This window comes from Caballeronia sp. LZ003 (assembly GCF_031451465.1).
Lineage (GTDB): Bacteria > Pseudomonadota > Gammaproteobacteria > Burkholderiales > Burkholderiaceae > Caballeronia.
In genome coordinates this window covers 1,367,127-1,392,537 of record NZ_JARUXJ010000004.1, presented here as the reverse complement: position 1 = coordinate 1,392,537, position 25,411 = coordinate 1,367,127, and the positions used below count along the sequence as shown (strand labels likewise).

General features: G+C 62.9%; 22 protein-coding genes. 16 read left to right on the top strand and 6 right to left on the bottom strand.

The window, feature by feature from the left end; all coding sequences use genetic code 11:
* The first annotated feature begins 189 nt into the window (after nucleotides 1–189).
* The 3 genes from QCE79_RS30155 to QCE79_RS30145 all read left to right on the top strand — a co-directional run bounded on the left by QCE79_RS30155 (nucleotide 190) and on the right by QCE79_RS30145 (nucleotide 6,495).
* Nucleotides 190–1,653, top strand: coding sequence for a DUF1214 domain-containing protein (locus QCE79_RS30155; protein WP_309850183.1), 1,464 nt, complete (start codon nucleotides 190–192; stop codon nucleotides 1,651–1,653).
* A 97-nt stretch (nucleotides 1,654–1,750) separates the two neighbouring features.
* Nucleotides 1,751–5,455, top strand: coding sequence for a DUF748 domain-containing protein (locus QCE79_RS30150; protein ID WP_309850181.1), 3,705 nt, complete (start codon nucleotides 1,751–1,753; stop codon nucleotides 5,453–5,455).
* 116 nt (nucleotides 5,456–5,571) lie between these two features.
* A complete protein-coding gene (locus tag QCE79_RS30145; RefSeq protein WP_250493062.1) occupies nucleotides 5,572–6,495 on the top strand; it encodes a restriction endonuclease in 924 nt (307 codons plus the stop codon).
* Nucleotides 6,496–6,535: 40 nt separating this feature from the next.
* Here the strand turns inward: QCE79_RS30145 and QCE79_RS30140 are convergent, their stop codons facing one another.
* The 3 genes from QCE79_RS30140 to QCE79_RS30130 all read right to left on the bottom strand — a co-directional run bounded on the left by QCE79_RS30140 (nucleotide 6,536) and on the right by QCE79_RS30130 (nucleotide 10,183).
* A complete protein-coding gene (locus tag QCE79_RS30140; RefSeq protein ID WP_244829063.1) occupies nucleotides 6,536–8,119 on the bottom strand; it encodes a DHA2 family efflux MFS transporter permease subunit in 1,584 nt (527 codons plus the stop codon).
* A 105-nt stretch (nucleotides 8,120–8,224) separates the two neighbouring features.
* On the bottom strand, nucleotides 8,225–9,007 hold the full coding sequence (locus tag QCE79_RS30135) for an ABC transporter substrate-binding protein (RefSeq protein ID WP_244829064.1): 783 nt from the start codon (nucleotides 9,005–9,007) through the stop codon (nucleotides 8,225–8,227).
* Nucleotides 9,008–9,028: 21 nt separating this feature from the next.
* Nucleotides 9,029–10,183: a methionine aminotransferase gene (locus tag QCE79_RS30130; protein WP_250509797.1), complete on the bottom strand. Its 1,155-nt coding sequence runs from the start codon at nucleotides 10,181–10,183 to the stop codon at nucleotides 9,029–9,031.
* A 126-nt stretch (nucleotides 10,184–10,309) separates the two neighbouring features.
* Between QCE79_RS30130 and QCE79_RS30125 the strand changes: the two genes are divergently transcribed.
* On the top strand, nucleotides 10,310–11,239 hold the full coding sequence (locus QCE79_RS30125) for a LysR substrate-binding domain-containing protein (RefSeq protein ID WP_309850176.1): 930 nt from the start codon (nucleotides 10,310–10,312) through the stop codon (nucleotides 11,237–11,239).
* A 13-nt stretch (nucleotides 11,240–11,252) separates the two neighbouring features.
* On the opposite strand, the gene QCE79_RS30120 is transcribed toward QCE79_RS30125, so the two are convergent.
* Nucleotides 11,253–12,398: a branched-chain amino acid ABC transporter substrate-binding protein gene (locus QCE79_RS30120; RefSeq protein WP_244829067.1), complete on the bottom strand. Its 1,146-nt coding sequence runs from the start codon at nucleotides 12,396–12,398 to the stop codon at nucleotides 11,253–11,255.
* 350 nt (nucleotides 12,399–12,748) lie between these two features.
* On the opposite strand from QCE79_RS30120, the gene QCE79_RS30115 reads away from it, so the two are divergent.
* Entirely contained in the window at nucleotides 12,749–13,183 is a 435-nt protein-coding gene (locus tag QCE79_RS30115; RefSeq protein ID WP_250509799.1) for a MarR family winged helix-turn-helix transcriptional regulator, read from the top strand.
* 29 nt (nucleotides 13,184–13,212) lie between these two features.
* Here QCE79_RS30115 and QCE79_RS30110 read toward each other — a convergent pair whose 3' ends face one another.
* Nucleotides 13,213–13,629: a YciI family protein gene (locus QCE79_RS30110; RefSeq protein ID WP_309850174.1), complete on the bottom strand. Its 417-nt coding sequence runs from the start codon at nucleotides 13,627–13,629 to the stop codon at nucleotides 13,213–13,215.
* Between the two features lie 186 nt (nucleotides 13,630–13,815).
* Here QCE79_RS30110 and QCE79_RS30105 point away from each other — a divergent pair, with 186 nt between their 5' ends.
* The 6 genes from QCE79_RS30105 to QCE79_RS30080 are packed head-to-tail and all read left to right on the top strand — an operon-like array spanning nucleotide 13,816 to nucleotide 20,550.
* Nucleotides 13,816–14,838 carry a LacI family DNA-binding transcriptional regulator gene (locus tag QCE79_RS30105; RefSeq protein WP_309850172.1) on the top strand — a complete coding sequence of 341 codons (1,023 nt, stop codon included), beginning with the start codon at nucleotides 13,816–13,818 and terminating at the stop codon, nucleotides 14,836–14,838.
* A 2-nt stretch (nucleotides 14,839–14,840) separates the two neighbouring features.
* Nucleotides 14,841–16,328 carry a sugar ABC transporter ATP-binding protein gene (locus QCE79_RS30100; RefSeq protein ID WP_309850170.1) on the top strand — a complete coding sequence of 496 codons (1,488 nt, stop codon included), beginning with the start codon at nucleotides 14,841–14,843 and terminating at the stop codon, nucleotides 16,326–16,328.
* Nucleotides 16,309–17,325, top strand: coding sequence for an ABC transporter permease (locus QCE79_RS30095; protein WP_244829072.1), 1,017 nt, complete (start codon nucleotides 16,309–16,311; stop codon nucleotides 17,323–17,325). Before QCE79_RS30100 ends, QCE79_RS30095 begins: the two co-directional genes overlap by 20 nt.
* A gap of 28 nt (nucleotides 17,326–17,353) precedes the next feature.
* Complete coding sequence (locus QCE79_RS30090; protein ID WP_244829073.1) at nucleotides 17,354–18,316, top strand: substrate-binding domain-containing protein; 963 nt, start codon at nucleotides 17,354–17,356, stop codon at nucleotides 18,314–18,316.
* Between the two features lie 54 nt (nucleotides 18,317–18,370).
* Entirely contained in the window at nucleotides 18,371–19,432 is a 1,062-nt protein-coding gene (locus QCE79_RS30085) for a sugar phosphate isomerase/epimerase (protein ID WP_309850167.1), read from the top strand.
* Complete coding sequence (locus tag QCE79_RS30080) at nucleotides 19,429–20,550, top strand: Gfo/Idh/MocA family oxidoreductase (RefSeq protein ID WP_309850165.1); 1,122 nt, start codon at nucleotides 19,429–19,431, stop codon at nucleotides 20,548–20,550. Before QCE79_RS30085 ends, QCE79_RS30080 begins: the two co-directional genes overlap by 4 nt.
* 64 nt (nucleotides 20,551–20,614) lie before the next feature.
* On the opposite strand, the gene gndA is transcribed toward QCE79_RS30080, so the two are convergent.
* Nucleotides 20,615–22,021 (bottom strand): NADP-dependent phosphogluconate dehydrogenase, encoded by a 1,407-nt coding sequence (gene gndA / locus QCE79_RS30075; protein ID WP_244829078.1) that lies wholly within the window; start codon nucleotides 22,019–22,021, stop codon nucleotides 20,615–20,617.
* Between the two features lie 331 nt (nucleotides 22,022–22,352).
* On the opposite strand from gndA, the gene QCE79_RS30070 reads away from it, so the two are divergent.
* From QCE79_RS30070 to QCE79_RS30050, 5 genes are all read left to right on the top strand, one after another.
* On the top strand, nucleotides 22,353–22,694 hold the full coding sequence (locus QCE79_RS30070; RefSeq protein WP_250493069.1) for a hypothetical protein: 342 nt from the start codon (nucleotides 22,353–22,355) through the stop codon (nucleotides 22,692–22,694).
* Nucleotides 22,695–22,739: 45 nt separating this feature from the next.
* Nucleotides 22,740–23,672, top strand: coding sequence for a 2-dehydropantoate 2-reductase (gene panE, locus QCE79_RS30065; protein ID WP_309850161.1), 933 nt, complete (start codon nucleotides 22,740–22,742; stop codon nucleotides 23,670–23,672).
* A gap of 160 nt (nucleotides 23,673–23,832) precedes the next feature.
* On the top strand, nucleotides 23,833–24,399 hold the full coding sequence (locus QCE79_RS30060) for a chromate transporter (protein ID WP_244829081.1): 567 nt from the start codon (nucleotides 23,833–23,835) through the stop codon (nucleotides 24,397–24,399).
* Nucleotides 24,396–24,923: a chromate transporter gene (locus QCE79_RS30055; protein WP_250493072.1), complete on the top strand. Its 528-nt coding sequence runs from the start codon at nucleotides 24,396–24,398 to the stop codon at nucleotides 24,921–24,923. Before QCE79_RS30060 ends, QCE79_RS30055 begins: the two co-directional genes overlap by 4 nt.
* 93 nt (nucleotides 24,924–25,016) lie before the next feature.
* On the top strand, nucleotides 25,017–25,355 hold the full coding sequence (locus QCE79_RS30050; RefSeq protein WP_250466457.1) for a thioredoxin family protein: 339 nt from the start codon (nucleotides 25,017–25,019) through the stop codon (nucleotides 25,353–25,355).
* Nucleotides 25,356–25,411: the final 56 nt, after the last annotated feature.

Here is a 25,411-nt window from a genome sequence, read left to right as displayed (position 1 = left end):
CTCGACGAGTGGTCAGACGTATTTGCGCGACGAGTAGCGCCTTTTATGCGTGTTGTCTTGCCTATCATCAGCGGATACGTTAAAACCCCAATTTCGAGATCGAATTTTCGGCGCGCTACCTCGGGGATCAGGACGGCGGCGGGCTGCTCGTCTGCGAACCCATCGAAATAAAACCGGATTTCCATTCGAATGAATAAGCACCGACGCTGGACGCTTCCGCTCAACGCCGCTTTATGGGTCAGCACGAGCCTTTCTGCCGCGGCCTTGCTCGCCGGCTGCGCGGGAACCGCGACGCCCGAGGCGGCAAATACGGGCGGCTGGGTAAAAAACCAGGTCGTCGATGCCTACACGTTCGGCTTTCCGCTCGTCGCGTCGGACATCGCGCGGGAACGTGCAAGCGGGGCGGCGCGGCCGGGTCAGGCGCCGCTCAACACGTTCCGCCACGCCATCGCGTTGCCGCCCGCGGGCGCGACCGGCTGGCCGAGCGTCGATACACTCGATTCCTCCGCATGGCTCGATGTCTCCGCCGATCCCGTGATCGTGACCGTGCCCGCCGCGCCGCGCGCACGCTATCTCGATACCCGCGCGTTCGATGCATGGAGCAACGCGCTGTATTCGAGCGCCGACACGACGCCGTTTCCGAAGGCGCAGCTCATCGCCTTCGTGCCCGCCGGCTTTACGGGCACGTTGCCCGCCGGTGCAACGCGCGTCGAAACGCGCACGCGCTACGTCTGGCTTTCGGTGCGCGTGCGGGTGAACGGCATGCGCGACGTGCGCGAAGTCAGAAAGCTGCAGACGTCGATGCGCATCGATACGCTTACGCCCACCAAGGGCTCGCTCGCCGATCCTACTTCGACCGTGACGGGCGCGTGGCCGGGCAATGCCACGGGCCAGACGCCTAGCGTGCCGCCTTTGCCGAGCGCGGCGCCGACGGCATCGCCCGGCGCGCAGGCCGAAGCGCTCGATGCCAACGCGTTTTTCGCGCGCCTTGCCCGCTCGCTCGACGACAATCCGCCCGCCGCCGACGATGCGCCCGCGATGTCCCGCCTCGCCGATCTCGGCGTGAAGCCGGGCGAACCGGTGCAGTTCAAGAAGGCCGACGCGCCGCTTCTGGCGTCCGGTGTCGCGGATGGCCGCGCGCATCTCGCGACGGCGCCATCGAACGCGATCACGAAGAACGGCTGGACGTGGTTCGGCGACGATGTCGGCAACTACGGCACGGATTACATTCTGCGGGCTTATCTCGCGCGCTATCAGCCGTTTTCGGGGACGAAGGCCGGCGAAGCGAAGCCGGTTGCGCGCGTGGACAGCGACGGCCATCCGCTCAACGGCGCGAACACCTACGTGCTGCACTTCGCGCCCAATCAGTTGCCGCCGGTGCGCGGTTTCTGGACGCTCGCGGCCTACACGAAGGATGGCGCGTTCGCCAACGGCAAGCTGCCGCGTCTGTCGCTAAGCGACCGCGACCGCCTCAAGAAAAACCGCGACGGTTCGGTCGATGTCACCGTATCGGCCGAAGCACCGCCGCGTGCGCGCGCATCGAACTGGCTGCCCGCGCCCGACGGCGACTTTCAGCTGACGATGCGCCTCTACGCGCCCAAACCGCAGGCAAGCGACGGCACGTGGACGCCGCCAGCCGTCGAACGGCAGTGAAGCATTTGATGAACGTTTGCGCGATGCCTCGTCGTATACTTGAAGCATCCTCTATCTGACAGGGCGATGCGCCGCCGCGCGTCGCAGCGCGCATCGAATGGCAAGCGTCACCAAGTCTTCACTGGCCTCGGCCGGGCAAACCCTGCGCGGCGTCGTGCATGCACGGCGTACGCGGCGAATCGCGATTGGCCTGATCGTCTTCGTGGTGGTCATCGGCCTTCTCGGCTTCTTCGTCGCGCCGCCGGTCATTCGTCATATCGCCGAGCAACAGCTTGGCAAGCAACTCGACCGGCCGGTGACCATCCGGCGCATTTGGCTCAATCCCTATTCGCTCGATTTCGAAGCTGATGACGTGCATATCGGCGAAGCGCCCGCGAATCTCGCGAAAGCGCCCGGCGCGGCGGCCGGTTTCGTCGATGTGTCGCGGCTCGTCGTGCGCACGTCGTGGTCGTCCATCTTCCGGCTCGCGCCCGTCGTCAATGAACTGAAGATCGATTCGCCGCGCATCAGCATTGTGCGTTTCGACGGCGAGCATTTCAATTTCTCCGATCTGATCGAGAAATTCTCGAAGCCTTCGTCGCCGCCATCGGACAAGCCGGCGCGCTTCTCCGTGTCGAACATTCGCGTGGAGAACGGCCGGATCGTGTTCGACGACCGGCTCCTGAAGGCGAAGCACACCATCGACCAGTTCGCGCTCGGTATCCCCTTCATTGCGACGCTGCCCTCGGCCACCGATATTTTCGTGACGCCGTTATTGCAGGCGCACATCGACGGCTCGCCGCTCGTCGTGAAGGGCCGTACGAAGCCGTTTTCGGAGTCGCGCGAGTCGGAGATCGCGCTCACGCTCGACGGGCTCGACGTGCCGCAGATGGCGTCTTACGCCCCGGCTTCCGTGCCCGTCGCGGTGAAGAGCGGCAAGCTCACGACCGACCTCAACGTGCGCTTTGCCATTGCCGGCGATGCACCGACCATTCGTATCGACGGCACTGCGGATCTGGCCGATCTCGCCGTCACCGATAAAGCGAACGCACCGCTCGTCGCCGCGCGCGCGTTGCATGTGAAGATTGCCAACGCCGAGCCGTTGCGCGATATCTATCATCTCGACGAAGTGACGCTTGCGGGCCCGGATGTACGGCTCGCGCGCGATCCGTCCGGCACGCTCAACGTGCAGAAACTCGCGCCGCCGCCCGCGAAGGCCGAGGTGAAGAAGCCCGAAGCGAAGGACGCGCCGCCGCTCGATCTGGCCATCAAGCACGTTGCCATCGACCACGGCAAGATCGCGTTCGACGACCAGTTGATGAAGCAGCGCGTGCAGGAAACGCTGACAGGTCTAGCCGTCACGCTCGATGGTTTTTCGACGCTCGACAAGACGCCCGCGCGCTACACGCTCAAGACGGCGTTCGGTCACGGCGGTTCGCTCGGCGCTTCCGGCAACGTCGCGCTCGCCGCCAAGACCGCCGACGTCAAGTTGGCGCTCGAAGCATTGGCGCTGCCGCCGTTGCAGCCTTATATCGCGAATTCGCTGGCGGCGCGCGTGACGAGCGGCACGCTCGGCGCGAATCTGCCGGTGTCGGTCGATTGGTCGAAGCCGGATGCCAACGTGCAGGTCGGCGCGGGCGATGTGAAACTCGACGCGCTCACGCTTGTGCCGAATGCATCGAATGGCGCGGATGCCGCCGCGCCCATCAAGCTCGATGCCGCGCTCGCGAAGATCGTCAAGGTGGATGTGCCCGCGCGTCAGATCGCGCTCGACAGCGTGCAGTTGAAGGGACTTTCGCTCGATGCCACGCGCCGCAAGGACGGCAGTATCGACCTGGCCGCGCTCGCTGGAGCGCATGAGGTTGCGCCGGAGCCGAGCGCCACGCGCAAGATTCAGAAGGCGCAGGAAGCGGGACCGGCGTGGCGCTATCAAATTGGCCAGATCGCGCTCGATAACGCCTCGGCTAATGTCACCGACTTGACGCCCACGACGCCCGTGAAGCTGCGCATTGCGCCGATGTCGGTTGCCGTGAAGCAGTTCAGCGACGATCTCTCGAAACCGCTCGATGTTACCGGCAAGCTCACGCTCAACGGGCGTGGCGCGCTCGATATAAATGGCACGGTCACGGTCACACCGCTCAAGCTCGCGCTGCATGTGAAGGGCGATCAGGTCGATGCCGCCGCCTTCGAACCGTATTTCGGCGACAAACTCAACGTCGATATCGCAAGCGCGTTCCTCAACGCCAATGGCGATGTCGGCTTGTCGGGCAGTGGCAAGACGCTCGCGGCTTCCTACAAGGGCGATGTTTCGCTGACAGACGTGCGCATGCAGGACAAAGCGACGTCCGACCGTTTCGCCGGCTGGAAACTGCTCGGCCTCACTAACGTAAAGGTGAACTATGGCGAGCGCGGCACGGACGTTGACGCGGCGCGCGTGACCTTCGCGAACTTCTACGGCCGCGTGTTGCTCGACGCGCAAGGCAAGCTGAACCTGAAGAGCGTCGTGGCAAGCGACAACGGCCCGCGGCAATCGGTGACGCGCGATCAGTCGAAGCCCGAGGCCTCGGCGGCGGCATCCGCGCCGGTCGCGGCGAGTGCGCCGGTCAAGACGGCGGCTGCCTCCGGTCCTCCGGTGAACATGCGCTTCGGCCAGCTCGTTCTGCAGAACGGCCGTGTGACCTACACCGACAACTTCATCAAGCCCAACTTCACGGCGAATCTCGTGTCGATCAACGGGACCATCGGCGCATTCGGCACACATTCGACGACGCCCGCGCCCGTCGATGTCGCCGCCAAGCTCGCCGCGAACGGACCGGTTTCGATCAAGGGACAGGTGAATCCGCTCATCGAAAAGCCCGCGCTCGACTTGACCGCGAGCGCGCACGACGTCGAACTCACCAACCTCACGCCGTATTCGTCGAAGTACGCGGGCTATCCGATCACGAAGGGCAAGCTCAACGTCGATCTGCATTACATGCTCGGCGACGACAAGCTCACGGCGAACAACCACCTGTTCATCGACCAGTTGACGTTCGGCGATCACGTCGACAATTCGACGGCGACGAAGCTGCCGGTGCGGCTCGCCGTGTCGTTGCTAAAGAATTCGCGCGGCGAGATCGACGTGAACATTCCCATTTCGGGATCGCTTTCGAATCCGGAGTTTTCTATTGGCGGGCTCGTCTGGCAAGCCATATTGAATCTGGTGCAAAAGGCGGTGACCGCGCCGTTCTCGCTGCTCGCGCATGCGTTCGGCGGCAGTGGCGAGGAGTTGAATTACGTCGAATTCGACGCAGGCTCGGCGACGCTCAACGATGCCGCGCAGAAGAAGCTGGAGACGATTTCGAAGGCGCTCGCGGATAAGCCGTCGATCAGGCTGGATGTGACGGGGCGAGTCGATCCGAAAGTCGATGAGCCCGCGTTACGCAGCGCTTGGCTGGATGGCCAAATCAAACGCGCGAAGGTCCGCGACATGTCGGATGGCGGCGAGAATGTGGACTGGCAGTCGGTGAAGGTATCGGATGCGGATTACGACAAGTATCTGACGAAGGTTTATAAGTCGGCGGATTTCAAGAAGCCGAAGAACTTCATCGGCTTGACGAAGTCGGTGCCGGACGCGGACATGAAGAGCGCGCTGACTGAAAACGCACCGGTCGATGAAGGCGCGTTGCGCGATCTGGCGCAGCGCCGCGCGCAGGCGGTGAAGGAGTACTTCGACGGAAAGATCGACAGCAGCCGGATTTTTGTCGTCGCGCCCAAGCTGAACGCGGACGGGATCAAGGATAAGGGCGCGGGGGAGCGGGTGGAGTTGGGGTTGAAGGGTTGAAGTGAGCGTGCTTTAGAATCGGCGTGCCTCGCGTAATGAATTTCAACAGTCGTGTCTCGACACAGGTAGACAATTGCAGGTTTGCACCGGTGTGTGTGCGCTACTCAGAAATTGCAATGGCCGAAACATCACGACAGCGCATGGGCGAACTGTTAAGGAAACTGTTTGAGATTCTGAAGGCGCAACCGGAGGGCTTAGGCGCAGCCCAAGCACTCAAGACGCTCGCTTCTAGCGTGACTCTTTCTCCATATGAAGCGAGCTTCTATGAGAACTCCGGCGCAAGACGCTTCGAGAAGACGGTGCGCTTTGCGACTATCGCCTGCGTAAAAGCTGGGTGGCTCACCAAGCACAAAGGCATTTGGTCTATCACTGACGAGGGCTTGTCCGCGTATGACCGTATTAAAGAGCCCGCTGCGTTTCGTCGCGAATCGGATCGACTCTACGCCCAATGGAAAGCGGCTCAACTGCGTGATCCGAGCGGGTTGAGTTATGCATCGGCCAAACTCAGCGAGCAGTCCGACTTGACGTTTGATGTTGACGCCGAAACTGCGAGCATGACTTACGAGCAGGCAGAGGAGCAGGCTTGGGGCGAGATTGAGCAGCATCTTCTGAAAATGCCGCCTTACGATTTTCAAGATCTTGTTTCAGACCTGCTGCGAGCAATGAGCTATCACATCGGCTGGGTATCGCCACCGGGCAAAGATGATGGTGTTGACATTATCGCAAACAATGACCCTCTTGGCACTCGGCCACCACGCATTAAGGTGCAAGTGAAGCGCGTCGCACATCGGGTAGATACGGACGGCCTCAAATCCTTTATTGCGATTATCAACGAGGACGACGTCGGCTTATTCATCTCCACCGGCGGCTTTACTCGCGACGCCCAATCTTTTGCACGAAATCAAGAGCGCCGCAAGATTACGTTGATCGACTCCGAACGATTGATCGAATTATGGATTCAGTTTTACAGCAAGCTTGATGATAAGGCGCGCGCCCGTATGCCGCTGACGCCCATTTACTTTTTGACGCCGCAAAGTTGAGTACCGCGTGCCGTCCATTAGTAACGGCACGCGAAAAATCTCAATGCGCCCCCGCCGCCGCCCCACCGCCGCCACCCTTCGCCACCTTCGTAATCCAGATCAGCGGAATGATCAGAATGAAGATGACCGCTGAAATGAGGAAGATATCGTTGAGCCCCATCATCGCGGCTTGAGTGTTGACGGTGAAGTTGAACATCCCACGCGCCTGGGCTTCACCGATATTCAGCGTCGATTGCGACATGCCGAGCGACTGCAAGAACGCCGGGTTATAAATATTCGCCTGCTCCGTCAGCCGCTCGTGATGCAGCGCGATCCGATGATCCCACTCGTTGCCCGCAAGCGATGTCCCCACCGCGCCGCAAAACACCCGCGCGAAATTCGACAAGCCTGCCGCCGCCGGTATTTTCGATGGCGGCAAGCCCGACAGCACGATGGCCGTGAGCGGCACGAAGAACATCGCCATCGGAATGCCTTGCAGGAGCGTCGGCAGCACGAGATGCCAGGTATCGATCTCGATCACATACTTCGAGCGCAGCCAGAATACGAACGCGAAGCCCACGAACGCCATGGTCGCGATCACGCGTGCGTCGCTGCGCGGCAGCACCTTGCCCATTACCGGCGCAAGAATCACGGCGAAGATGCCGAGCGGCGCGGTGACGAGACCCGCGTCGACGGAACGGTAGTTCAAATACTGCTGCATCCATTGCGGCAACAACACGAGATTGCCGAAAAACACGCCATAAGCGACCGAAATGGCCACCGTGCCGCCGAAGAAATTGCGTCCCGCGAAGAGCCGCAAATCGACGACCGGATTCTCCGCCGTCAGCTCCCACACGACGAAAAACGCGAATGAAATGGCTGCCGTTATCGCGAGAATGACGATGACCGGCGACTGGAACCAGTCGAGATCGCGTCCCTTGTCGAGCATGATCTGCAAGGACGCGACCCACGCGATCAGCAGCCCGAGCCCGACGATATCGATAGGCGCCTTGCGGCTCGGCGACTCGCGGTTGCGGTAGATGATCCACGTCACGCCCGCCGCGAAAATGCCGACCGGGATGTTGATATAGAAGATCCACGACCAAGAATAACTATCCGTGATCCAGCCGCCGAGCGCGGGACCGGCGATCGGGCCGACGGTCGCGGTCATCGCCCAGAGCGAGAGCGCCATCGACGATTTCTCTTTCGGATACGAGCCGAGCAGAATGGCTTGCGAGAGCGGAATCAGCGGCCCGGCCACCGCGCCCTGCAAGACGCGCGCGAAAAGCAGCACAGGCAAATTGGGCGCAAGACCGCACAACCACGAGGAGAGCACGAACATGAGGATCGCGCCGACGAACAGATGAATTTGCCCGAGTCGCTGCGTGAGCCAGCCGGTTAGCGGAATGGAAACCGCGTTCGACGCGGCGAACACCGTAATGACCCAGGTGCCTTCGTTGACCGAGACGCCGAGATTGCCGGAGATGGTCGGAATCGCGACGTTGGCGATCGACGAATCCAACACGTTCATGAACGTAGCGAGCGCCACGGCGAAAGTGGCGAGCACCAGTTGCCCGCCTTGCAGTGGTGCGGGCGCGGCCGGTTGTCCAGGGGCGGCGGGGTTCGTTCGAGGCGGCGTGCTCAATGCTTTTCCTGTGAGGGCGCCGCGGCGCTTCAACTCGCCGCGGTGGTGAATCAAGCCGCCAGTGTGCCTGTGCCGTGGGAAAGTTGCTGAACGCCCGCTCATCCCTCATTTCGCCGAAATATCGATTTCCCCCAAATACTTCTTCGCGAACTTGTCGATCGTGCCGTCGGCCTTCACCTTCGCGATGGCCGCGTTGAGTTTGCTCTTCAGCGCATCGTCGCCCTTGCGCACGCCGTACGCAATGCCGCTGCCGAGAATCTTGTCGTCCCGCACCGGCGCGCCGACGAACGCAAAGCCGTTGCCGTCGGGCTTCGACAGAAAGCCGGTTTGTCCCGCAGGCGCGAGCACCAGCGTGGCATCGAGGCGGCCGGACTTGAGGTCCGTGTAGACCTGGTTCTGATCTTGATACGGCACGACCTTCACGCCTTCGTTTTCCCAATGCGCCTTGGCAAAGGTCTCCTGGATCGAACCCTGCAACACGCCCACGCTCTTGCCCTTTAGCGACGCGGGCGTCGGTTCGAGTCCACTGCCCGTTTTCGCGATGAGTTGCGTCGGCACGCGATACACCACCGTCGTGAAGTCGATGGCCTGACGGCGCTGGTCGGTCGCGTTCATCGCCGAATTGATGGCGTCGAACTTGCGGCCCTGCAGCGCGGGAATCAACCCGTCGAAAGAGGTCTCGACCCACTTGCAGCTCATCTGCGCCGCCACGCACACGGCGTTGCCGACATCGATATCGAGTCCTTGCAATTCGCCCGTCGACGCCTTCGACTCGAACGGCGGGTACTGCGCTTCGAGCCCGAAACGCAAGGTATCGGCGGCGAACGCCGCGCCGCTCGCGAACGAGCAGGCAAGGAATAGGGCGGTGGCGGCGTATTTGATCTTCATCGTGTCGTGTCTCGAATGTTTTTAGATGGAGCAAAGGCGGCGCGCGCCTTCGATCAGCGTGTCGTCGTCCTTCGCGAACGAAAGCCGGATCACGCGGTTGTCGGTGCCGTCGGTATAAAACGCGGACAACGGAATGGTCGCCACGCGCGCCTCGCGAATGAGGCGCAGCACGAAGTCGCTGTCGCTTTCATCCGAAATCGCGCTGTAGCGTGCGAGCATGAAGAAACTGCCCGCGCTCGGCAGCAATTCGAAGCGCGATCCCGCGAGCGATGTCGCCAGCAAATCGCGCTTGTGCTGATAGAACGGTCCGAGGTTGAGATAGCTCGATTCGTCGGCGAGCGCTTCGGCGAAAGCCATTTGCATCGGCGTATCGGCGGAAAACGTCATGAACTGGTGAATCTTGCGGATCTCGGCAGTCAACGCGGCGGGCGCGAGACAGTAGCCAACGCGCCAGCCCGTCACGTGATACGACTTGCCGAACGACGACACGATCACGCTGCGCTCGGCCAGTTCCGGGTAGCGCGCCATGCCGTGATGCGGCGCGCCGTCGAACACTACGTGCTCGTAGACTTCGTCCGACAGCACGATGATCTTCGTGTCGCGCGTGAGCGCCGTGAGACGCGCGATGTCTTCATCGGCGAAGGCGCTGCCGGTCGGATTGTGCGGCGTGTTGACGAGGATCATGCGCGTTTTCGGCGTGATGGCCGCCGCGACTTCGTCCCAGTCGATCTGAAAATTCTCCGCCGATAGCTGGATGGCGATAGGCGTCGCACCCTGAAGCTGCACGATCGGCGCGTAACTGTCGAACGACGGCTCGAAGTAAATTACCTCGTCGCCGGGATGCACGAGCGCGCTGATGGTCGCGTAAAGCCCCTCGCTCGCGCTCGCCACGACCGTCACTTCCGTGCCCGGATCGTACTGCGCGCCATACAGCTTGTGCGTCTTGTCGGCGATGGCTTCACGCAGCGCCAGCACGCCCGACATCGGCGAATATTGGTTATGTCCTGCTCGCATGGCTCGCTCGACGCCTTCGATCAGGCGCGGATCGCATGCGAAGTTCGGCGCGCCTTGAGAAAGATTGAGCGCGTGATGTTCGTCGGCAAGCTGGCCGATCACGGTGAAAATAGTCGTGCCGACGCTCGGCAGCTTCGACTCGGGGATGCAGGCGCTTTGCACGGCAAATGTCTCCGGTATTGCAGTTCGTCGATTGAACCGCGGCAATAAAGCCGGAACAATCGAAACTTTGTCATACTAGCCATGCTTCGAATTCATGGCTACGTAGATAAACCCGCGAACGACCACATGAAACCCTTGCCATCCCTGGACGTGCTGAAAACCTTCCTCGTGGTCGCGCGCAAGCTCAATTTCACGCGCGCCGCCGATGTGTTGAACGTGACGCAAGGCGCGGTGAGCCGCCAGATTGCCGGACTGGAGGCGCATCTCGGCTATGCGCTCTTCGTGCGGCAGGCGCGCGGCCTCGCGCTCACGCATCATGGCGCGTTGCTCATTGCGCCGTTGCAGCAGGCTTTCGAACAGATCGCCGATGCGCTCGCGAAAGGTGGCGCACAGTCCGGAACACTGCGTCTGAAGTGTCCGACCTGCGCCATGCGCTGGGTCTTGCCGCGTGTCATTCGTCTGCAGAACGAGCGTCCGGAGCTGGTGATCGAAGTGACAGCAGCCGTGTCGCACAGTGTCGAGTTCAACGCCGAACAGTTCGATGCAGCCATCGTGTTTGGCGCGCCGGCGCCAGCGCAGAAGGGTGTTAGCTCGCACCATCTGTTCGATGAAGTGTTGACTCCCGTCTGTGCGCCCGAGCAGTTCAAGGTTCGGCGGGACCGCGCGCCGACGCCCGACGATCTGGCCGGCAAGACGCTTTTGCATCCCACACGCGACCGGCGCGACTGGCTCTTGTGGCTCGGCGCTTATGGTTACGCCGGCCTGCCTTCGATGAAGGCGCAGCATTTCGACACGCTCGATCTCGCCATCACATCGGCGATGCAGGGTCTCGGCGTAACCATCGGCGACTTGTCGCTGATCGAGGACGACTTGCGCGCGAAACGCGTGATCGCGCCGTTTTCGCTGTGTGTGCCGAGCGGCGCGGCGTACTACCTCGTCTACCCCGAGCGGCCCGCGCCGTCGCCGACCTTGCAGCAGTTCGCGAAATGGCTGGAAGGGGAGGCGGCACAGACGCGTGAGACGCTCCAGGCTTACACGAACGCCGTGCAAGCCTGAGCACGTGCAACGCTTACATGCCGTGCTTCGTCACCACGGTGTCCCACTGGCCGTTCTTCACCTGATAGAGCGTCGATGACGCGTTCTTCAACGCGCCGTTGTCATCGAATGCGATCGGGCCGGTGATGCCATCGAAGGAGATCTTCTTCAACGCCGGCCGATACACCTTGGGATCGGCGGAACCGGCCTTCTCCATTGCGTTGATCGCGGCCCACGCGGCGTCGTAGCCGAACGGCGCATACGAGAGAATCGCCACCCCGAAGCGTTTCTGGAACTTGTCGCTGAACGCCTTGCCTTGCGGCAGCTTGTCGAGCGGGCTGCCGTATTCCCACGCCTGCGCGCCTTCGGCCGCATCGCCGGCGAGCTTGAGGAAGTCGGCATCCATCACGCCGCCGCCGCCCACGAACTGCGCGGTCATGCCGAGCTGCTTCATGCGCTTGACCACGGCTGCCGCTTGCCGATCCAGTCCGCCGAAGAAAATCAGATCGGCGTTGGCCGCCTTCAGACGCGTGAGCTGCGCGCTGAAGTCGACCGTCTGGTTGTCGCTGAATTCGCGCGCGACGATCGTGCCGCCTTTCGCTTTCACCGCTTTCTCGAACTCGTCGGCTTCGCCCTGACCGAAGGCCGTGCGGTCGTCGATGATGCCGATCTTCTTCGCCTTCGTCGTCGTCACCGCGTAGGCGCCGGCGTTGCCCGCGTTCTGCGCATCGCTCGAAATGACCGTGAAGACGTTTTCCAGGCCACGCGTGGTAATGGTCGGGTTAGTCGCCGCGGGGTCGATCAGCGGAATGCCGGCGGTGTTGTAGATCGGCGATGCAGGCAGCGTCGTGCCCGAGTTGAAGTGTCCGACGACCACGGCCACGCCGTCATCCACGAGCTTCTGCGCGGCCTGCACGCCGATGCGCGGGTCGGCCTGATCGTCTTCCGCCGCGATTTCGAACTTCGCCGTCTTGCCGCCGATGCTGATCTTTTTGGCGTTCGCTTCATCGAGCGCGAGTTGCACGCCGTTCTGGAGATCTTTGCCGTAGCCCGCGTTTGCGCCGGTGAGCGGCGCGGCAAAGCCGACTTTCACCGTCATGTCCTCGGCGGCCGCGGCGAACGGCAGCGCGGCAAGCGCGACGGCGGCGCAGACTAGCTTGAGGCTCGTGTGGATACGCATGGTTTCCTCTCCTTGTTGGTCTGACTGACTGTTTCGACTATCGAATGGGACATCGCCACAAGTGCGCCGGCAAGAAGGGCTTTCCCCTCGCGCGCATCCGGCGCACGGTGAACGAGGCGGGACATGCGCAATTTAGGGAGCCAAATTCGCCGCGTCTTGTTGTTAAGTCGCGTGACGGATGCGGATTTCGGCATAGCGTCGGCGGACCGAATACCCAAGCGGGATGCGGCACTGCGGGATTTGAAGCAACTAGCGCCACGACGATTCGCGCCGCGTCCCGAGAGCCTCCTGTCGCGTCGATGAAAACGCGGCCCTTGACAGAGTGCATATGCACAAATATGCTAAACGGCATGGCTACGAATCCGAACTCTTCTCTCTTCGATTGCAACTGCTTTGCTATCCGTCAGGCCGCGCGCTATGTCTCGCAGTTGTACGAGCGGCATCTGAACGTGGCCGGCATCACGGCCGCGCAATACACGCTCATGTTGGCTATCGCGCGCCGGCCCGATGTGTCGATGGCGGATCTCGCCGACGCCATGGTCATGGACCGCACCACGCTCGTTCGCGCGCTCAAGCCTTTGCAACGCGATGGCATCGTCGAAGCGGAGCAGCAGGCGGCGAGTTCGCGTGCAGTCGGGCTGCGGCTGACGTCGCAAGGCAAGGAGACGCTCAAGAAAGCGGTCGAGCAATGGCGCATCGCGCAGGCCGAGTTCGAAGCGAAGTTCGGCGAGAAGCGCGCGAAGGCCTTGCGTCAATCGCTATTCGAACTGACCGCGTCGGCTTGAGGCGAAAGCACGAATGCTCCGCGTCTGGCTCAAGAGCGCGGCTTGTTCTGCGCTTCATCGAAGCCCGCCGCCGCTTCCTGCACGTCGGGCGGAAAGTCGCCGAACTCCATGACTTGCCGCACTTCGATCACCTCGTTGTCCGACGCGGGACAACGCTTCGCCCATTCGATCGCCTCTTCGCGCGATTTGACCTGCAGCATCCAGTAACCGCCTAGCACTTCCTTGGCTTCGGCGAAAGGGCCGTCGACGACGCGCGGCTTGCCGCCTTCGAACGAAACGCGCGCGCCCATCGAAGGGGGATGCAGTCCGTCGAGCGCGAGCAACACGCCTGCCTTCTGCAGTTCTTCGTTGTACTTCATCATTGAGGCGACGGCTTCGGCGGAGGGCAGCGTGCCCGGTTGCGCGCTTTCGTAGCCGCGCGGGATCATCAGCATCATGAAACGCATGGAATGCTCCTCGATAAGTTGCAAGCGTGGCCTTTCCCCGCTCACACCCTACGACGAGCCAGCCGCAAGCAAATCGACAGACGCGCGCCTTAAGCGTTTATCCCTAGCCGATTCCGGTTGCTTTAAGCGCGTCTCGCGCCGAATAATGTAATCCATTACATCCCGTTCGCCGCGGTGGCGCGCAGCATGTCGGATACGGTTCGTACACGCGAGGAAGTATCGATAGCGGATGTCGCCGAGCGCGCGGGCGTGTCCGTGGCGACGGTATCGCGCGTGCTCAATGGCCATGCGAACGTGCGCGATACGACGCGCGAAAAAGTGCGCGTGGCGGTCGCTGCGAGCGGTTATCGCATCAACGAACTTGCGCGCAATCTTCGCACGGCGGAAAGCCGTCTGCTGCTCACCATGGTGCCGGACTTCGGCAATCCGTTTTATGCGGCTATCGTACGTGGCATCGACAGCGTGGCGCGACAAAACGGCTATTTCATGCTGATGTGCGATACCGGCGCCGACCCCTTGCGCGAGCGCAGTTACTTCGACCTGTTACGCGGACGCCGCGCGGATGGCGCAATCTGTCTCGACCCCGCCGCCGTGCAAAAGGCGCTTGCCGAAGAGGCCTCGACCTTGCCGTGGGTAGCGTGCTGCGAATTCGATCCGGGCGCGGGCGTGCCTTACGTGGGCATCGACAATCATCTTGCAGCGGGCGATGTCGTGCGGTATCTGCTTGGCAAGGGACACGAACGCATCGCGCTCATCAACTCGGGACACGGCTATCTGTACGGACGCCAGCGGCTGGCCGGTTATCGCGATGCGCTTCGGGACGCGGGTATCGAAGCCAATCCGGCGTGGCAGGTCGAACTCGAAAGCCTCGATTACGACGCCGGCGAACGCGCGGCCACGCAGCTGGCCTCGCTTGGCGAGCGCACAAGACCGACCGCGATCTTCGCCGTTTCTGACACGCTCGCCATCGGCGTTATGAACGGTTTGCGCGGCGTCGGCCTGCGCGTACCGGAAGATGTCGCGGTAGTGGGCTTCGACGATATCGCGGTGGCCGCGCATGTCTATCCGCCGCTTACCACTGTCTCGCAGCCCATGCAGGCGCTCGGTGAAACGGCGGCGGAACTGCTGCTCAAGCGCCTGCGCGATCCACGCGCGGACGTGCCGGGCGTGCTGCTGCCGCATCGACTCATTCAACGAAGGAGCGCGTGAAAATGAGCCTTGCCGTGCGCTTCGAGGGAATCGAAAAACAGTTCGGGCCGGTGCGCGTGCTGCACGGCGTGAGCTTCGATCTGAAGCCGGGACGCATCCACGGCTTGCTTGGCGAAAACGGCGCGGGCAAGTCCACGCTCATGAAAATCCTCGCTGGCTACGAGCGCGCCAACGCAGGCGAGATGGTGATCGACGGAAGACGAGCCGACTTCAGAAGTTCGCGTGAAGCGGAACATGCCGGCATCGTGCTGATCCACCAGGAACTGAACCTCGCGGATCATCTCAGCATCACGCAGAACATGTTTCTCGGGCACGAGTTGCGGCGCGGCTTCTTTCTCGATGAACCGGCCATGCGCGATGCCGCCCGCGACGCGCTCACCGAAGTCGGCCTGCACAAGAACCCGGACACGCGCGTGCGCGACTTGATCGTCGCGGAAAAGCAGTTGGTCGAGATTGCCAAGGCGATGCTGCGCAATGCGCGCCTGCTCATCATGGACGAGCCCACCGCGACGCTCACGCCTTCGGAAACGCAGCGTCTTTTTGCGCTGATGGCACGGCTGAAGGAAGCGGGCGTGACCATCGTCTATATCTCGCACAAGCTCGACGAAGTGGAGCGCGTGACCGACGAAGTGATCGTCATGCGCGATGGCCGCTTCGTCGCGCGCTCGCCGACCGATGAAATCACGCGTCATCAAATGGCGAACCTGATGGTCGGCCGCGAAGTCTCTGACATGTTCCCGGACAAGCCGCCGCTCGCCGCCGATGCGCCCGTCGCCTTCAAGGTCGATCAAGCGTCGGTGCCGGGCTGGGCGGAAGGCGTGAGCTTCTCGGTGCGCGCGGGCGAAGTGTTCGGCTTCGCGGGTCTCGTCGGCGCGGGACGCACGGAACTCTTCGAAGCGCTCGTGGGTTTGCGGCCGCTGAGCGCGGGAACCATCGCGATTAAAAATGGCACCGTGAAGCTCAAAAGCCCGCGCGACGCCATGCGTCACGGCATCACTTACTTGAGCGAAGACCGCAAGGGACGCGGCCTGCATGTCGACATGGCGTTGAAAGACAATCTCACGATGATGACGCTGGAACGCTACGCGCATCCCCTCGTCGACATGCACGCGGAACGCGTGGCGCTCGATGTCGCCGTGAAGGACTTCGGCATACGCACGGGCAATGCGAAGAGCCGCGCGCGCATGCTCTCGGGCGGCAATCAGCAGAAGCTCGCGCTCGCCAAGTTCCTGCATCCCGATCCGCGCGTGATCGTGCTCGACGAACCGACGCGCGGCGTCGATGTCGGCGCCAAACGCGACATCTATTTCCTGATCCATCGCCTGGCCGCCGAAGGCCGCGCGGTGATCGTGATCTCTTCCGAGCTGATCGAACTCATCGGGCTTTGTCATCGCGTCGCGGTGATGCGCGCGGGCGAGCTCGTCGCGACGCTCGGCATGGAACTCCTGACCGAAGAGAGGTTGATCGCGCATGCGACCGGCACACACTGAAGACACCGCGCAGGAAAGCCGCCTCGCCGCCTACTCACGCATACTGTTCGGCGTCGGGCCGCTGATCGGGCTGATCGCGCTTTGCGTCGGCGGAACCATGCTCAACGGCGACTTCGCCACTTTCGACAACGCCATGAACGTGCTTACGCGCACATCGTTCATCGGCATCATCGCGGTGGGGATGACCTTCGTCATCATCTCGGGCGGGATCGACCTGTCGGTCGGGTCAATGGCCGCGCTCATCGCGGGCAGCATGATCTACATGATGAACGGGCTGCTGCAGGGCGTGCGCGGACATGCCGTGCCGCCGCTCGCGATTCTCGCGCTCGGCATCGTGCTGGCGCTCGTGCTCGGTGCGTTGTTCGGGCTCGCGCATGGCTTGCTCGTGACCAAGGGGCGCATCGAGCCGTTCATCGTCACGCTGGGAACGCTCGGCGTGTTTCGCGCGCTTCTGACATGGCTCGCGGATGGCGGCGCGCTCACGCTCGACAATTCGCTCGTCGATCTCTACGGCCCGGTCTATTACGCGAGTCTCTTCGGCGTGCCCGTGCCGATCTGGGTGTTCCTGATCGTCGCGGCGGGCGGCGCTATCGTGCTCAATCGCACGGTGTTCGGGCGTCACGTGCAGGCTATCGGCTCGAACGAACAGGTTGCGCGTTATGCGGCCATTCGCGTGGATCAGGTGAAGATCGCGACCTACGTGCTGCTTGGACTGTGCGTCGCGGTCGCGACCGTGCTCTACGTGCCGCGGCTCGGTTCGGCCACGCCGACCACCGGCCTCTTATGGGAGCTCGAAGCCATCGCGGCCGTGGTGGTGGGCGGCACCGCGCTCAGAGGCGGCGAAGGGCGCGTGATCGGCACGGTCATCGGCGCGATTCTGCTTTCGGTCATCAACAACATCTTGAACCTGACGAGCATCATCAGCGTGTATCTGAATGCGGCGGTGCAGGGCGCCGTGATCATTTTCGTGGCCTTCCTGCAGCGTGGACGTCGATAGAAGTATCTAAAACACAGGAGACATCGTCATGAAACTCGTGCTTCGCGCGCTCGCCGCGCTTACCTTGACGGCGAGCGCGTTCGCCGTTTCCACGTCCGTATCCGCCGCCGATAAAGTCGTGCTCGGCGTCGCCATTCCGACCGCGACGCACGGCTTCACGGGCGGTATCGTCTGGTGGGCCAACGAAGCGAAGAAGGAACTGGAGAAGGCGCATCCCGACCTCAAGGTGATCGTGAAGACGGCGGCCGGCGCGCCCGAACAGGCCAACCAGTTGCAGGATCTCGTGACGGTCAACAAGATCAATGCGCTCGTGATTTTCCCGTTCGAATCGGCGTCGCTCACGCAGCCGGTCGCGCAGGTGAAGAAGAAAGGCGTGTACGTGACGGTCGTGGATCGCGGCTTGACCGACACCAGCGCGCAGGACGCGTACGTCGCCGGCGACAACACTGCGTTCGGCAAGCTGCCCGCCGAATATCTCGCGAAGACGCTGGACAACAAGGGCGATATCGTCGCGTTGCGCGGCATTCCGACGACCCTCGACAATGAACGCTGGGCCGCGTTCGAAGGCGTGATCAAGCAGCATCCGGACATGAAGATTCTCGATGCGAAATACGCCAATTGGAATCGCGACGACGCCTTCAAGACCATGCAGGACTATCTCACGCGCTTCAAGCACATCGACGCCGTGTGGGCCGCCGACGACGACATGATGATCGGCGTACTGAAGGCGATCGAGCAGGCAAAGCGCACCGATATCAAGGAAGTGTTCGGCGGCGCGGGATCGAAGGAAGCGGTCAAGCGCATCATGGATGGCGACAAGCTCGTAAAGGCCGACGTCTCGTACTCGCCGAAGTTCATCTACGACGCAATCAAGCTCACCGCCGAAGCGCGCCTGAAGGGCGACAAGCTGCCGCCGACCACGATCATTCCCTCGGTGCTCATCACGAAGGAGAACGCCAAGCAGTTCTATTACCCGAACTCGCCGTTCTGAGTGGCGGGCCGGTTTCGACCGGCCCTTCGCGTTGTTCAAATATCGAGGCGAAAGATGAAGACCATCAAGGGCCCCGCGATCTTTCTCGCGCAATTCATGGGCGACGACGTGCCGTTCGACTCGCTCGCGCATCTCGCGTCGTGGGCGAAAGGACTCGGCTACGCGGGCATTCAGGTGCCGGCGGACCCGCGTCTCATCGATCTGGAGAAGGCCGCATCCAGCGATGCCTATTGCGACGACATTCGCCGCACCGTCGAGGATGCGGGCGTCGCGATCACCGAACTGTCTACGCATCTGCAAGGGCAACTGGTCGCGGTGCATCCGGCCTACGACACCTTGTTCGATGGCTTCGCCGCGCCCCATGTGCGAGGCAATCCGGCCGCGCGCACCGAATGGGCGACCGGGCAATTGAAGTACGCGGCGGCGGCATCGAAACGGCTCGGGCTTGCTGCGCATGTGACCTTTTCGGGCGCGCTCGCGTGGCCGTATTTCTATCCGTGGCCGCAGCGTCCGGCGGGTCTCGTCGAAGCCGCATTCGAGGAACTTGCCGCGCGCTGGCGACCGATTCTCGATGAGTTCGAGCACGCGGGCGTCGACGTGTGTTACGAACCGCACCCCGGCGAAGACCTGCACGATGGCGTGACCTTCGAGCGCTTTCTCGCGGCGGTGGATGACCATCCGCGCGCGAATATCCTGTTCGATCCGAGTCACTTCGTTTTGCAGCAACTCGATTATCTGGCGTTCATCGACATCTATCACGCGCGCATCAAGGCGTTTCATGTGAAGGACGCGGAGTTCCGGCCGAATGGCCGCCAAGGCGTGTACGGCGGATATTCGGGATGGGTCGAGCGCGCCGGGCGCTTTCGCTCGTTAGGCGACGGGCAGATCGACTTCAAGGCGATCTTCTCGAAGATGGCGCAATACGATTTCCCAGGCTGGGCCGTGCTTGAATGGGAATGCGCGTTGAAGCATCCGGAAGACGGCGCGCGCGAAGGCGCGGTGTTTATCCGCGATCACATCATCCGCGTGGCCGAACGCGCCTTCGACGACTTCGCGGGCAGCGGCGCGAATCGCGAGCAGTTGCGCGGCGTGCTCGGCATGGGAGAAACGCGATGAAGCGCGTGCGGCTGGGCATGGTAGGCGGCGGCGAGGGCGCGTTCATCGGCGCGGTGCACCGGATCGCGGCGCGGCTCGACGACCGTTATGAGTTGGTGGCGGGCGCGTTGTCATCGGACCCGCAGCGCGCGGCGGCGAGCGCATCGGCAATCGGTTTGCCGCGCAGCTATGGCGATTATCGCGAAATGGCGCGAGTCGAGGCGGGGCGTTCGGACGGCGTGGAAGCGGTGGCTATCGTCACGCCGAATCATCTGCATGCGCCCATTGCCACGGCGTTTCTCGAAGCCGGCATCCACGTGATCTGCGACAAGCCGCTCGCGGTATCGCTGGCCGAAGGCGAGGCGCTGCAAAAGCTCGCGCGCGACAAGGGGCTGGTGTTCGCGGTGACATACACGTACACGGGCTATCCGCTCGTGCGGCATGCGCGCGGCATGGTGCGGCAGGGATTGCTCGGCGATATCCGCGTGGTGCAGGTCGAATATGCGCAGGACTGGCTTTCGTTGCCGGTGGAAACGCAGGCGAACCGTCAGGCCGTGTGGCGCACCGATCCCGCGCTCGCGGGGCCGGCGGGATGCCTCGGCGATATCGGCACGCACGCGTATCAGCTTGCCGACTACGTGACGGGGATGCGGCCGTCGGAGTTGGCGGCGGAAGTGACGACGTTCGTGCCGGGGCGGCGTATCGACGATCACGTGCAAGCGATGCTGCGCTACGCGAACGGCGCGCGCGGCATGTTGTGGGCGAGCCAGGTCGCGGCGGGCGAAGAGAACGCGTTGCGCCTGCGCGTTTATGGCACGAAGGCCGGTTTGATGTTCGATCAGCAGGAGCCGAACGAATTGTGGTTCACGGCGGTGGGCGGCGCGTCGCAGCGAATCACGCGCGGACGCGTGCAAAGCGCCGAGGCGCTGCACGCGACGCGGGTTCCGGCGGGGCATCCGGAAGGGTATCTAGAGGCGTTCGCGCAGCTTTATACGGATGCGGCGGCGTGTATCGCTAGCGGGACGACGCAGGGGGATGACTGGTTGACCACGGTCGAGGATGGCGTCGCGGGGTTGAGGTTCGTGGAGGCGGTGTTGAGGAGTAGTGGGAGGGATGGGGCTTGGGTGGGGCTCGATTGAATCCGTTGCGCAAAAAAAAAGCGGCTCCAAAAGAGCCGCCCCGCTTCAACTCAAACCAGCACCCTCAAGCCCAGTTAGCGTGAAAGCTTCCCGGCTTATCCGTGCGCTCGAACGTATGCGCACCGAAAAAGTCCCGCTGCGCCTGCACGAGATTCGCCGGCAGTGTTTCCGACCGGTAGCTGTCGAAATACGCCACCGCCGATGAAAACGCCGGCACCGGCACGCCCGCCTTCACCGCCGCCACGACGACATCGCGCAATGCGTCCTGGTACTTCGCGGCGATATCGCTGAAATACGGATCGAGCAGCAAATTGGCTAGCCCCGCGTCCTTCTCATATGCGTCCGTGATCTTTTGCAGGAAGCGCGCGCGGATAATGCAACCCGCCCGGAAAATCTTGGCGATGGTGCCGTACTGCAAGTTCCAGTCGTATTCGTCCGATGCCGCGCGCAACTGCGCAAAGCCCTGCGCGTAGGAAACGATCTTGCTCAGATACAGCGCGCGCCGCACCGATTCGATAAATGCTTCACGGTCGCCGTCGAACTTCGGCGACGGACCGGTGAGGACCTTGCTCGCCTTCACGCGCTGATCCTTCAGCGACGACAAAACACGCGCGAACACCGCTTCGGTAATCAGCGGCAACGGTGCGCCGAGATCGAGCGCGTTCTGGCTCGTCCACTTGCCCGTGCCTTTCTGCGCCGCGCGATCCAGAATGACATCGACGAGATCCTTGCCGGTTTCGTCGTCTTTCTTCGAGAAAATCTTCGACGTGATTTCGATCAGGTAGCTGTCCAGCTCGCCCTGATTCCACTCGACATACACCTTGCCGAGTTCTTCGTTCGACAGACCCGCCACGCGCTTCAGCACGTCGTAGCTTTCGGCGATCAATTGCATATCGCCATACTCGATGCCGTTGTGCACCATCTTCACGAAGTGACCCGCGCCGTCCGGGCCCATGTACGCGACGCACGGTTCGCCGTCCGGCGCCTTCGCGGCGATCTCGGTGAGGATCGGTGCGACGAGTTCGTAGGCTTCCTTCTGGCCGCCCGGCATGATCGACGGGCCCTTGAGCGCGCCTTCCTCACCGCCCGACACGCCCGTGCCGATGAAATGCAGCCCCGACTTCGCGAGGTCCTGATTGCGGCGGATGGTATCGGTGAAATGCGTATTGCCGCCGTCGATGAGAATGTCGCCCTTGTCCAGCAGCGGACGCAGCGCGTCGATGGTGGCATCCGTGCCGGCACCGGCCTTGACCATCAACAGAATGCGGCGCGGGGTTTCGAGCGACTGGACGAACTCTTCGAGCGTGTACGCGGGCACGAGCTTCTTGTCGGGATGTTCGGCAATCAGTTCATCGGTTTTTTCGCGGCTGCGGTTGTAGACCGAAACGGCGTGGCCGCGGCTCTCGATATTCAAGGCCAGGTTGCGGCCCATGACGGCGAGGCCCACTACGCCGATAGCTTGCTTGCTCATTGCTTGATCTCCGGATGGCCGAAGCCCGCGGCTCGTGGCGCAAGGCTTCGGGGATGAAACGTATCGATAAATGCGGCGTTCGCAGGATGAAGAGATCGTCTTCACGCGCGGATCGCGCCGGGGCCGGCTGAAGGCCCGGTGCGACGCGCTGCGGCGCGGCCGGAATTTTACCGGCGGCGCGGCCGCTGACGCGAACGCAGACCGACCCGAATTTACCACTTTGAGCGCCATCCGGCAGGGAAAGCGCGCTCTCGGCAGGGCGTTCGGGCAGCGCACGCGGCGCCGTCATAGAATGACCAGCCCAACGAGCACGCCGCGAGGCAATTCATTCATGGCGCAGGCCCGGCGCGCGCGAGCGCATCATTATTCGGTCTACGTCGTCGAGCTGGCGGACGCAGTCTGGAACGAGGCGCGCTTTCGTCGTGCGAATCCGGATTATGTGTTGGGCAAGCCGTTCGTCTATGTCGGCATGACGGGAATCGATCCCGACGTGCGCTTCGACAAGCACAAGGCGGGCATTCAGTCGAACCGCTTCGTGCGCGATTTCGGCTTGCGGCTCTTGCCGCAACTGTATGAGATGTACAACCCGATGCCCTACGAGGGCGCGCGCGAGATGGAAGTGGAACTTGCAATCGGCTTGCGCGAAGCGGGTTATGGCGTCTGGCAGGCGTGAAGACCGATCACGAACACGAGCACCATCAACGACACGGAGCGTGACATGCGGATTCTGGTAGTGGGCGCGGGCGCCATCGGCGGATACTTCGGCGCGCGGTTACTCGAAGCAGGCAGGGACGTGACCTTTCTGGTGCGCGAACGCCGCGCGCAAAAGCTGCGCGAGAGTGGCCTCGTGGTGAAAAGTCCGGCCGGCGATCTCCATTTCGACGCGCCGCCGCTCGTGCTGGCAAAGGACATCGATAAGCCGTTCGATCTCGTCATCTTGAGCTGCAAGGCTTATGACCTGGCCAACGCCATCGATTCGTTCGCGCCCGCGGTCGGACCGGACACCGCCATCCTGCCGCTTTTGAACGGCATGGGCCATCTCGACGTGCTCGATGCGCGCTTCGGCACGGCAAAAGTGCTCGGCGGGCAGTGCGTGATCGGCGCGACGCTCGGCGCTGAAGGCGAAGTGCTCCATCTGAACGACATGCAGTCGATGACCATCGGCGAGCGCGCGGGCGGGCGTTCGGCGCGCATCGACACAATCGCCGCGCAATTGAGCGACGCGCGGTTCGATCTGCAGGTGAGCGAGGACATTCTCCAGGCGATGTGGGAGAAGTGGGTCTTCCTGGCGACGCTCGCTACGGGAACGTGCCTGATGCGCGCGCCCGTTGGCGACATCGTGAGCGCGCCGGGTGGCGATGATGTGTTGCGTCGTCTCTTCGACGAATGCAGAGGGATCGCGGCCGATAACGGTCATTCGCCGGGCGAGGCGCTCGTCACGCGTGCACGCGGTTACTTCACGGACCGCGGTTCGCTGATGACGGCGTCGATGCTGCGCGATCTGGAAAACGGCGCGCGGATCGAAGCGGATCATATCGTCGGCGACTTGCTGGCGCGGCGCAAGACGCCGGTGGATGGCGCTTCCGTGCTGGCAATCGCGTTTGCGAATCTGAAGGCTTACGAAGCGCGGCGGGCGCGGCTGGCTGGCTGAGGACGGCGATGCGCCGCGTTCGCCTTCGCCTTCGCAGCGGCGAACCGCCATGCGTACCGCATCGCTTTCAATCAACCCACAACGATAAACACCTCTTCTGGCGCACATCGGGACGCTGTACCCTTTCGGCTTTCCCGATGAACGTTCACGCCCGCGCCTCATGTCATCCGATCCCGCTCTCACCGGCCGCACCGCCGCGCCGCCCACCGTCTCGCAGATCTTCACCGGCTTTCTCACGCTCGGCCTCACCGCGTTCGGCGGCGCGTTGCCGCTCGCGCGGCGCGAGATCGTCGAACGCCGCAAATGGCTGACTGCCGACGAGTTCACCGATCTCCTCGGCCTCTGCCAGTTCCTGCCGGGCGGCAACGTGATCAACCTGTCGGTGGCTATCGGCATGCGCTTTCGTGGCCTGGCCGGCGCGTTCGCGGGCCTGCTCGGGCTGATCGGCGGGCCGTCGCTGATCGTGATCGCGCTGGGCGTGATCTATCAGCGCACGCATCAGGACCCTCGTATCGCGCATCTGTTCGCGGGGCTTGCGGCGGCGGCGGCCGGGCTGCTGATCGCGATGGCCATCAAGATCATGTGGCCGCTGCGCAAGAAGCCCGAGGCGGCAGTCATCGCGCTCGTCATGCTCGCGGCCATCGCGTTCCTGCGCACGCCCTTGCTTCCGTCGATGCTCGTGCTCACGCCGATCTCGGTCCTCATTGCGTGGAAGGTGCGCCGATGATCGCGAATCTGCTTTCGCTCGCCGCCATCTTCAGCCAGCTCTCGCTGCTCGCGTTCGGCGGCGGCAACACCATTCTTCCCGAGATGCAGCGGCAGGTCGTGCAAGTACACGACTGGATGACGAAGGCCGACTTTTCCGCGCTCTTTGCACTGGCGCAGGCGGCGCCCGGGCCGAACATGATGGTCGTCACGCTGATCGGCTGGCATGTCGCGGGCTGGCCGGGCGTGCTGGTCACGTCGATCGCGAAGTTCGGGCCGTCATCGCTCGTGACGATTGCCGCGCTGCACGCGTGGGAGCGGTTCAAGGACCGGCCGTGGCGGCGCTATGTGCAACTCGGTCTCGTGCCGATCACGGCGGGCCTCGTGGCGGCGAGCGCGCTGCTGATCGCCGAGGCATCCGATCAGACGTGGATGCTGGTCGCGATCACCGCTGTCGTGGCGGTCGTGTCGTACAAGACGAAACTGCATCCGCTGTGGTTGCTGGCGGGCGGAGCGCTGATCGGGCTGACGGGGATCGGGCAGTGAACGGGCTGTAAGCGCGATCCGCGAAGGCCGGCTCAAGCACGCGGGCGCACTTTCTGCTGAAATCGAACCGGACAAGACAGCCAGGACGAAGCCATGACCATGACCACCGAATACGCGAAGACCGCGCCGGAACGCGCTGAACTCGATGCATCGACGGCGCCCGTCGTCATCGAATTCGGCACCGACTGGTGCGGCTTCTGCCGCGCCGCGCAGCCGCTGATCGCGCAGGCGTTCCAGGATCATCGCGATATCCGTCACATGAAGATCGAGGACGGCAGCGGCCGACCGCTCGGCCGCTCGTTTCGCGTCAAGCTTTGGCCGACGCTCATTTTCATGACAGGCGGCAAGGAAGTCGCGCGGCTGGTCCGTCCCGGCGACGCGTCCGAAATACGCGATGCGCTGGCGCTGATCGACGATCCTTTGGAGCAGTAGCCGCTTCCCGGCTAGGGGTTAAAGCTGATACGATCTCGGCCACGCAAACTTGTATG